The following is an 8693-nucleotide window of genomic DNA, read 5'->3' as shown; positions in this document are numbered from 1 at the left end:
GATGCGTGATCCGCGTGGTCTGAGTCCGGCTGAGGCCGCGCATCTGCTTGGTTCGGGTACGGCGTTGCGCCGGGATGCCGAGGGCCGGTTCTCCTTCATTCACTGGTCGGTGATGGAGTATCTGGTCGCGGCCGAAGCGGCCCGTTGGCTCGCCGCAACGGCCGGTCAGGCCGGTCAGGCCGGTCAGGCCGGTGATCTGCTCGCGGCGCAGAGCATGTCGGAGCTGATGGCCGACTTCTTCGCCGATCTGGCCGGCCGGGACGCGGCGGCTCGGTGGGCGCAGGACACCGTCGACGACGCGGACTCGCCCGGGGTGGCGAAGGCGAACGCGGTGGTGGTGGCGCGGCGGCTGGGCGTCGGGCTGCGGACGGGGGCGAAGCTGGCCGGCGCCGATCTCGCCGGCCATGATCTTTCCGGTCGGGATCTGCGGGGTGCTGATCTGCGGGAGGCGAACCTGACCGATGCTCGGCTCGACCGTGCCGATCTGCACGGCGCTGATCTGCGCGACGCGGTGCTCACGGGTGCCTCACTGGCGGCGACCGCGCTCGACGGCGCGGACCTGTCCGGGACGAAACTGACCGGCGCGACGGTCCGCGACGTCAGCGCAGACGGGCTGATCGCCCGCAGCGCCGATCTCGACGACATCCAGCTCATCGGCGGGACGCTGCGAGCGCCCGACCTGACCGGCGCGTCCCTGCGGGGCGCGCGGGTGACCGGTGCCGGGTTCGCCGGGGTGGACCTGACCGGCGCGGATCTTACGGGTGCCCGTTTCATCGACACGGACCTGACCGGCGCGGTGCTGACGGGTAGCCGATGGTCGCGGGCGGCGATTCTCGGTGGCCAGCTCGGTTCGGTCCGGGAGGCGCCGGAGCTGGCCGTGGCGGCGGTCGCCGGGCGGGATTCCGCGCAGGTGATGCTGCGGTCGGCGGCCTCACCGCAGTACGCGGTGGGGTTCTCCCCGGACGGCACCATGATCGCCTCGGGGGGTGGGGATGGCTCGGTGTGGCTGTGGGATACCGCGACCGGCCGTGAACTGCGCACCCTGACCGGCCACACCGGCCGGGTGTTGTCGGTGGGGTTCTCCCCGGACGGCACCATGATCGCCTCCGGGGGTGACGATGGCTGGGTGCGGCTGTGGGATACCGCGACCGGCCGACAGCTGCGCTCCCTGACCGGCCACACCGACCGGGTGTTGTCGGTGGGGTTCTCCCCGGACGGCACCATGATCGTCTCGGGGGGTGTTGATAGCTCGGTGCGGCTGTGGGACACCGCGACCAGCCGTAAACTACGCACCCTGACCGGCCACACCGGCTCGGTGTTGTCGGTGGGGTTCTCCCCGGACGCCACCATGATCGCCTCTGGGGGTGGGGATGGCTCGGTGCGGCTGTGGGATACCGCGACCGGCCGTGAACTGCGTTCCCTGACCGGCCACACCGACCGGGTGTGGTCGGTGGGGTTCTCCCCGGACGCCACCATGATCGCCTCTGGGGGTGAGGATGGCTCGGTGCGGCTGCGGGACACCGCGACCGGCCGTGAACTGCGCATCCTGACCGGCCACACCGGCTCGGTGTGGTCGGTGGGGTTCTCCCCGGACGCCACCATGATCGCCTCTGGGGGTGGTGATGGCTCGGTGCGGCTGTGGGATACCGCGACCGGCCGTGAACTGCGTTCCCTGACCGGCCACACCGACTGGGTGTTGTCGGTGGGGTTCTCCCCGGACGCCACCATGATCACCTCGGGGGGTGGGGATACCTCGGTGCGGCTGTGGGACACCGCGACCGGCCGTGAACTGCGCACCCTGACCGCCCCCACCGGCCGGGTGTGGTCGGTGGGGTTCTCCCCGGACGCCACCATGATCGCCTCTGGGGGTGAGGATCGCTCGGTGCGGCTGTGGGACACCGCGACCGGCCGCGAACTGCGTTCCCTGACCGGCCACACCGACCGGGTGTTGTCGGTGGGGTTCTCCCCGGACGGCACCATGATCGCCTCGGGGGGTGTTGATAGCTCGGTGCGGCTGTGGGATACCGCGACCGGCCGCGAACTACGTTCCCTGACCGGCCACACCGACTGGGTGTGGTCGGTGGGGTTCTCCCCGGACGCCACCATGATCGCCTCGGGGGGTGAGGATGGCTCGGTGCGGCTGTGGGATACCGCGACCGGCCGACAGCTGCGTTCCCTGACCGGCCACACCGACCGGGTGTGGTCGGTGGGGTTCTCCCCGGACGCCACCATGATCGCTTCCGGAGGTGAGGATCGCTCGGTGCGGCTGTGGGACACCGCGACCGGCCGACAGCTGCGTTCCCTGACCGGCCACACCGACTGGGTGTTGTCGGTGGGGTTCTCCCCGGACGCCACCATGATCGCTTCCGGGGGTGAGGATCGCTCGGTGCGGCTGTGGGACACCGCGACCGGCCGTGAACTGCGCACCCTGACCGGCCGCACCAGACCGGTGCGGTCGGTGGGGTTCTCCCCGGACGGCACCATGATCGTTTCCGGGGGTGACGATAGGTCGGTGCGGCTGTGGGACACCGCGACCGGCCGTGAACTACGCACCCTGACCGGCCACACCGGCCGGGTGCGGTCGGTGGGGTTCTCCCCGGACGCCACCATGATCGCCTCCGGGGGTGCGGATGGCTCGGTGCGGTTGTGGGAGACGACCACTGGCCGGCGGATCGCAACTATGATCGGGGGCCGAGGAGGGTGGGCGGTGCTCCTTCCGGACGGTTCGTACAAGCTGATCGGCGAACCGGACGACTCCTTCTGGTTTATGATCAAGAATGTCCGTTTCGAGCCTGGCGAGCTGGACGGCTACGACCCGACCATCCGGCGCATCCCGGCGGACGCGCCGCTGGCCCTACCCGCCGGCTGGCACTCCGTCACACCCCGGGTAGCCCCGCCCGGCCCGCGTCCCGCGCCCAAGGGCGGCCTCTTCCGCCGCCGCTGACTGCACGACCGCGCAACTCTGCCGGCAGGCCCAGCCCGTCAGGCGCGACTGAGGATGACGACGCTGCGTGGGCCGACCATCGTGTCGGAGCAGTGGCGTACAGTCAGAAAACTATGACGAAAGATCAGCCATGTCACGCCTTCGGCGATGAATCCTGCCGTAGCGGGATATACCGGCTGGCCATAGTACAGGTTGCCATCGCCGATCTCGCCAAGGCTCGTACGTTGCTACGCGCCGAGTTGCTCAGCGGACAGCGCAGCATCCACTTCACGGACGAAAAGGACGCCCGGCGTCGTCGACTGCTCGCCCTGTTCGGCCAGACGAGTAAAAAAATAGATCATTACTCCGCATGTCTGGCGGACTTTACGAATGCCGATGCTGCTCGCGCCCACCTTCTTCACATGATCGCCGTTGATCTGGTCAGGACGGGCATCACCCGGCTCGTGCTGGAAAGCCGAGAAGGCCGTGACCACCACGATCGATCGACCTTACGCGCCGCGCTCGGTCCGAAACCCCCACTGACCTACGAGCACATGCGCAAACACGAAGAGCCTCTGCTGTGGCTCGCCGATGGGTTCGCGTGGGCCGAAGGGAAAGGAGGGATCTGGACCGTGTGGGCGCGGTCAGCCGCGGTGCCCTGCGCTGGGCCCGGATAACGCAAACCCCGGCCGCTCCTCGTCCGGGGAGGGACCGGGGTTACTTCCTCAGCTACTGCCTCGGCGCTTCAAGTATGCACGGCGAAACGCGGTCGCGCAACGCGACACCGACCCTGCCCGCCGGCGGGCCACCCTGCCCGGTCAGGAGCGGCTGAGGATGACGACGCTGCGTGGGCCGACGTCGATGGTGGGGCCGGCCGGGCCGGCAGGAGCCGATCGTGGCGGGTCGGGGGTGGTGGTGTCCAGCACGAGCCCCCAGCCCACGCCGGGGAGGGTGAAGGTCACCGGTTCCCAGTAGGCGTTGAAGGCCAGCAGCAACTCACCGGCCTCAGCCCCGCCATCGTCGCCGGAATTGTGGCCAGGACCGCTACCGCCGCGCAGGTGGGCGGCGAGTGCGTGGGCGAACGTGGCCTTCCAGTCGCCGTCGGTCATGGGCTGCCCGTCCGGGCGCAGCCAGGTCTGCACAACGCCACCGCCGGCCGCAGGCGAGACGCTGGTCGGGAATCGGCGGGCACGCAGCACCGGGTGCTCGCGGCGTAGCCGGATCAGACCGGCGGTAAAGGCGATGAGATCGGCGCGGTCCGGGTGGTCCGGGTGGTCCGGGTGGTCGGCGTTGCCAGCTGCGGCGGCCCAGTCCATCCAGGAGATGTCGTTGTCCTGGCAGTAGGCGTTGTTGTTGCCATGCTGGCTGCGGCCGAGTTCGTCGCCGTGAGAGAGCATCGGTACGCCCTCGCTGACCAGGAGGGTGGTAAGCAGGTTGCGTTGCTGGCGGGCGCGCAACGCCAGCACGGCCGGGTCATCGGTGTCGCCCTCTGCGCCGCAGTTCCAGGACCTGTTGTCGTCGGTGCCGTCCCGGTTCCCCTCGCCGTTGGCCTCGTTGTGCTTGGCGTCATACGACGTCAGGTCACGCAGTGTGAAACCATCGTGGCAAGTGATGAAGTTGATGCTCGCCACCGGGCCGCGGGTCGGGTACAGGTCGGAGCTGCCGGCCAGCCTCGTGGCCAGCGCCGGAACCTTGCCATCCAGACCCCGCCAGAAGTCGCGGACGTCGTCACGGTAGCGGCCGTTCCATTCCGACCAGCCGGCCGGGAAACGGCCGAGGTCATAGCCGTCGACGCCGGTATCCCACGGCTCGGCGACCAGTTTCACCGCGGATAGCACCGGGTCCTGCGCGATCGCGTCGAGGAAGGCGGAGTACACATCCCACCCGGCGTCCTCGTCGCGGGCCAGCGACGCGGCAAGGTCGAAACGGAAACCGTCGACGCCCATCGCCACCACCCAGTACCGCAATGCGTCGAGTACCAGGCGCAGCGCCGCTGGATGCGCGAGATCGAGGGTGTTACCGGTGCCGGTGGTGTCATAGTAGAAGCGCTGCTGCCCGGGGACGAGCCGATAGTAGGCGGCGTTGTCCAGACCGCGGTAGCACAGCGTCGGGCCGTTCTCGTTGCCCTCGGCGGTGTGGTTGAACACGACGTCCAGCAGCACTTCGAGCCCGGCGGCGTGCAGCGCCTCGACCATGGTCCGGAACTCGTCGACCTGCCCGCCGGGGACCGACGTCGCCGCGTATTCGCCGTGCGGGGCGAAATAGCTGATCGAGTCGTATCCCCAGTAGTTGCGCAGGCCCTTGTCGAGTAGGACGCCGGAGTGCAGGAAATGGTGCACCGGCATCAGCTCGACGGTCGTCACACCCAACCGGAGCAGATGGTCGACGGCCGCGGGTGAGCCGAGACCGGCATAGGTGCCGCGCAGCGGCGCCGGCACATCCGGAGCCAACTGGGTGAAACCCTTGACGTGGGTTTCGTAGATGACGGTCTCCGACCACGGCACCCGGCCCGGCCCCGGGGCGGGCGGCTGCGCGGGCGCCACCACCACCGACCGGGGTACGCAGCCGGCCGAGTCGGCGTCGTTGCGGCGGTCCGGCTCACCGGGGATGTGCCCGAGCACCGCCGGCCCCCATCGCACCGTTCCCGTGACAGCGCGGGCGTAGGGGTCCAACAACAGTTTCGCCGGGTTGCACCGCAGCCCGGCGGCGGGATCCCACGGGCCGGACACCCGGAACCCGTAGTGGTCCCCAGCTCGCACGCCGGGCACATGGCCGCGCCAGGTGCCCGAATCGTCCTGCTCAAGGGGCACCCGCGTCTCGCCGCCGCCGCCATTGCTTTTGCCGCTGCCGTCGTCATCATCGAAAAGGCAAAAGTCGACCGCGTCGGCGACGGCGGACAACACGCCGACATCAGCGCCGTCCGCGCGCAGGTGGACCCCAAGCGCGGACGTGGCGACCTTCCCGCCAGTCGTCGCGCCTGCCGATGGGCCGAGGGAGCTGTACGTCATGGCCGTATTATCCTTACCCTTGGTAACGATCACATTAACATGCTCTGTCTCAGAGCGACCGGCGACCGGCGACCGGGGGCGCGGCGTCGCGGGACTGTTGCCGGGCGCTCTTTGGGAACGATGTGAATCTGGTGTTGTGGTAGGAGCATCAGATTCACATCGTTAAGAGCGCCCGGCAACAGGGGCGTAGATCATGGAACGCGGCGCCCATAGCAACCCGCTCAACGCCTGCGGGCAAGCATCACCTTCGACCGTGCTTACGTTTTTTTCGAATACGGTCGGGCCTTGCCAGGTTCGCGTGCGGCCTGGCGGACGTGGAGGCGCCGTCAAGGGCTCGCCTGGTGGGCCGGGGACGGCTCCCCCGACGGAACTCTACGGCGTCCTGGGTGACGTGGTGGCAGCGCTGGCCCAGGGCCTGGCCGTGTCGATCGCGCCGCACAACACGATGTTGACGACGCAGGAGGCTGCCGACCTGCTCAACATCTCCAGGCCGACACTGGTACGCCTGTTGACCGAAGGTGAGGTTTCGTACACCATGCGGGGACGCTACCGTCGGGTCATGCTCCACGACATCCTTGATTACCGTGAACGCACTCGCCGCGAACGCAGGCACGTGTTGGACCAGATGGCCTCCGATGCCGAGGACGACAACCTGTATGACGTAACCGCTGTCCCAGCCCGCACAAGGTGAGACACAGTCGCCGTGGTATTCCCCGCCATCCTCGAACGCGCAGGCGTGCCGCGATTTGCGGCCGAGATGCGACGACATCTTCGCTAATCGAAACTGGTCAGGTGCCGGTGACCAGGCCGCGGGCACGGGCCTGGGTGAGCCAGCCCGGGTACTCGTACATCAGCAGGTCGAAGAGCTGGTCATCGCCGATCGCCGTCGGGTCGGCAAGCGAGAAGAAGTTCGCGTTGTCCAGGAACCGTCCGGCCATCTCATCCAGTTCCTCCAGGAAGCTGAAGTTGCTCTCAAGCAGGCGGTCGACAAGGCCACCGAGACCGCTTCGCTTCGGCATCGCCGTGGCACCGGCACTGACATTTCGGCTGGTCTTCCCGATCGCCATGAACTGCCAGAAGATCGGTTCGTAGGACGCCCAGGCGATCTGGTCACGGGCGGCTCCCTTGTCGGTGGCCTGGCCGTCCGTCACGAACATCACGTACACGGGCAGCTGGTCGGGACAAGGCCGGGACCGCTGCCGCCCGCGCGAATCGGGAAAGTAGTGCCGCCGGACCACCTGCATGGCCTTTGCGTAGTTGGTGGCGCCCTCAAGGTTGCGGTGGCGCCTGAGCCCGGCTACCCAGCCCTGGTAGTTACGCAGATCGAGCGGACCCTCGTCGTGGCCACTGCGGCCGAAGGTGAAGACATCACAGGAACCGTCATCATCGAACTGCACGGCGAGCGCCAGAATGCGCTCGCAGAGCTGCTGCACCTTACCCTTGTCGTACAGCCCACTCATTGACAGCGAAATGTCCAGACAGAGCGCAACCCGGGCACGGTGCTCGGACATTCCCTTCTTCTGCAGGGAAACCCCGGCGCGCTTGACCAGGTCGACCATGGCCGGTGAAGCCCCGGCGAGTTGCTTTTCCAGCCGGACGGCCTTCGCCAGGGAGACGGGATTCGGCTGGGGCACAGAGCTCGGCGGCACCGGAAACGCTGGTACTGGCCTTGGAGCTGGCGCTGGAGTTGGAGCCGGAACTGGAGTTGGAGCTGATGGTTTGGCCGAGGCGGGCGGCTCATCCACGGTGATGCCGTAGTCCGTGGCGAGCCCGGCCAGGCCCGAGGTCCAACCCTGGCCCACCCCGCGGAACTTCCACTGGCCGGACCGCCGGTAGAGCTCACCCAGGACGAACGCCGTCTCGGCGCCCGCGTCGGTGACCTCGAACCGGACGATCTCCGAACCGGGTGCGGGTGTCGCGCCGGCTCCGGGCGCCTCATGGACCCGGACATGCAGACCGCGCACCGCGCCGACCGGCTGGCCGTCGGTCGACACGGCGACGACAACGGTTGAGATCTCCGGTGGTAGCCGGGCCAGGTCGACGGTGACCGTCTCCTGCCGCCCGGACCGCGCCGCAAGAGTCACAGCACCCTCGACCGAGCGCGGCTGGTTGTAGAAGACGAAGTCTGCGTCGCTGCGGACGCGGCCGGAAGCCGTGAGCAGCAGTGCGCTGGCGTCCAATGCCGGCCCGGCGGCGGAGTCGAGCACGACACAGACTCGCCCGACCCGCGGCGAGAGCACCACGTTCCCGCCTTTGGGCAGAACCACAGTCATGCCAAGAGAGTGTATTTCCCCCGACCTGCGCCACGCTCGGACGCACCGCCAGCAGGATTCACGGCGAGGTTCACGGCGAGGTTCACGGTAGGAGCCGGCTCAGGAGTACATCAGGGATCCCGGGGTGGTAAGCAGCTCGCCGGTCTCCAGCCACGTCTTCAGGCCCGACAGGATCATCGGCCAGCCGCCGTAGAGCTCCTCGTTCGCGCCCTCGCGCAACTGGTCGTGGGTGACGGTCAGGCGACACGAGTCGCCGATCGGTTCGATCTCCCAGGTGATTCTGGAGGTACCCTCACTCTTCACCTCGTCGCTCCAGAGCATGGTTGCGCTCTGGACGAGCCGGCGCGGCGGGTCGATCTCGAGGTTCTCCCCCTCGCCGAGCGGGCCGGGTGCGCCCGGAGCGCTCATCTCGTAGCGCGAGCCCGGTGTCCAGTCCGAGACGACCCTCGCGCCGAAGTTGTACTTGCTCCTGATCTCGGGATCGGTGAT

6 protein-coding genes are annotated in these 8693 nt (G+C 68.5%); 2 read left to right on the top strand and 4 right to left on the bottom strand.

Annotation, left to right across the window (positions count from 1 at the left end; genetic code table 11):
* The coding region (locus tag U9983_RS10515) for a WD40 repeat domain-containing protein (protein ID WP_322753826.1) at positions 1–2944 on the top strand (2944 nt) is incomplete at its 5' end.
* Positions 2945–3171: 227 nt separating this feature from the next.
* Here the strand turns inward: U9983_RS10515 and U9983_RS10510 are convergent.
* Both U9983_RS10510 and glgX read right to left on the bottom strand, forming a co-directional pair.
* The gene (locus U9983_RS10510; protein ID WP_322753825.1) at positions 3172–3420 is read right to left on the bottom strand and encodes a hypothetical protein; all 249 of its coding nucleotides are present in this window, start codon (positions 3418–3420) and stop codon (positions 3172–3174) included.
* A gap of 321 nt (positions 3421–3741) precedes the next feature.
* On the bottom strand, positions 3742–5931 hold the full coding sequence (gene glgX / locus U9983_RS10505) for a glycogen debranching protein GlgX (protein WP_322753824.1): 2190 nt from the start codon (positions 5929–5931) through the stop codon (positions 3742–3744).
* Positions 5932–6229: 298 nt separating this feature from the next.
* On the opposite strand from glgX, the gene U9983_RS10500 reads away from it, so the two are divergent.
* A complete protein-coding gene (locus tag U9983_RS10500; protein WP_322753823.1) occupies positions 6230–6622 on the top strand; it encodes a helix-turn-helix domain-containing protein in 393 nt (130 codons plus the stop codon).
* Positions 6623–6719: 97 nt separating this feature from the next.
* Here the strand turns inward: U9983_RS10500 and U9983_RS10495 are convergent, their stop codons facing one another.
* Together U9983_RS10495 and U9983_RS10490 are read right to left on the bottom strand one after the other, a co-directional pair.
* Positions 6720–8204: a VWA domain-containing protein gene (locus tag U9983_RS10495; protein WP_322753822.1), complete on the bottom strand. Its 1485-nt coding sequence runs from the start codon at positions 8202–8204 to the stop codon at positions 6720–6722.
* Between the two features lie 99 nt (positions 8205–8303).
* On the bottom strand, positions 8304–8693 hold a 390-nt coding region (locus U9983_RS10490), incomplete at its 5' end, for an SRPBCC family protein (RefSeq protein ID WP_322753821.1).

The sequence above is a fragment of the Protofrankia sp. Cas3 genome, assembly GCF_963555955.1.
Classification (GTDB): Bacteria; Actinomycetota; Actinomycetes; order Frankiales; family Frankiaceae; genus Protofrankia.
This window is presented reverse-complemented; position numbering and strand designations above follow the sequence as displayed.

Excerpts from the sequence above, each read along its gene's own strand:
- U9983_RS10495 (WP_322753822.1), bottom strand. The coding sequence starts at position 8,204 with ATGACTGTGGTTCTGCCCAAAGGCGGGAACGTGGTGCTCTCGCCGCGG.
- glgX (WP_322753824.1), bottom strand. The coding sequence starts at position 5,931 with ATGACGTACAGCTCCCTCGGCCCATCGGCAGGCGCGACGACTGGCGGG.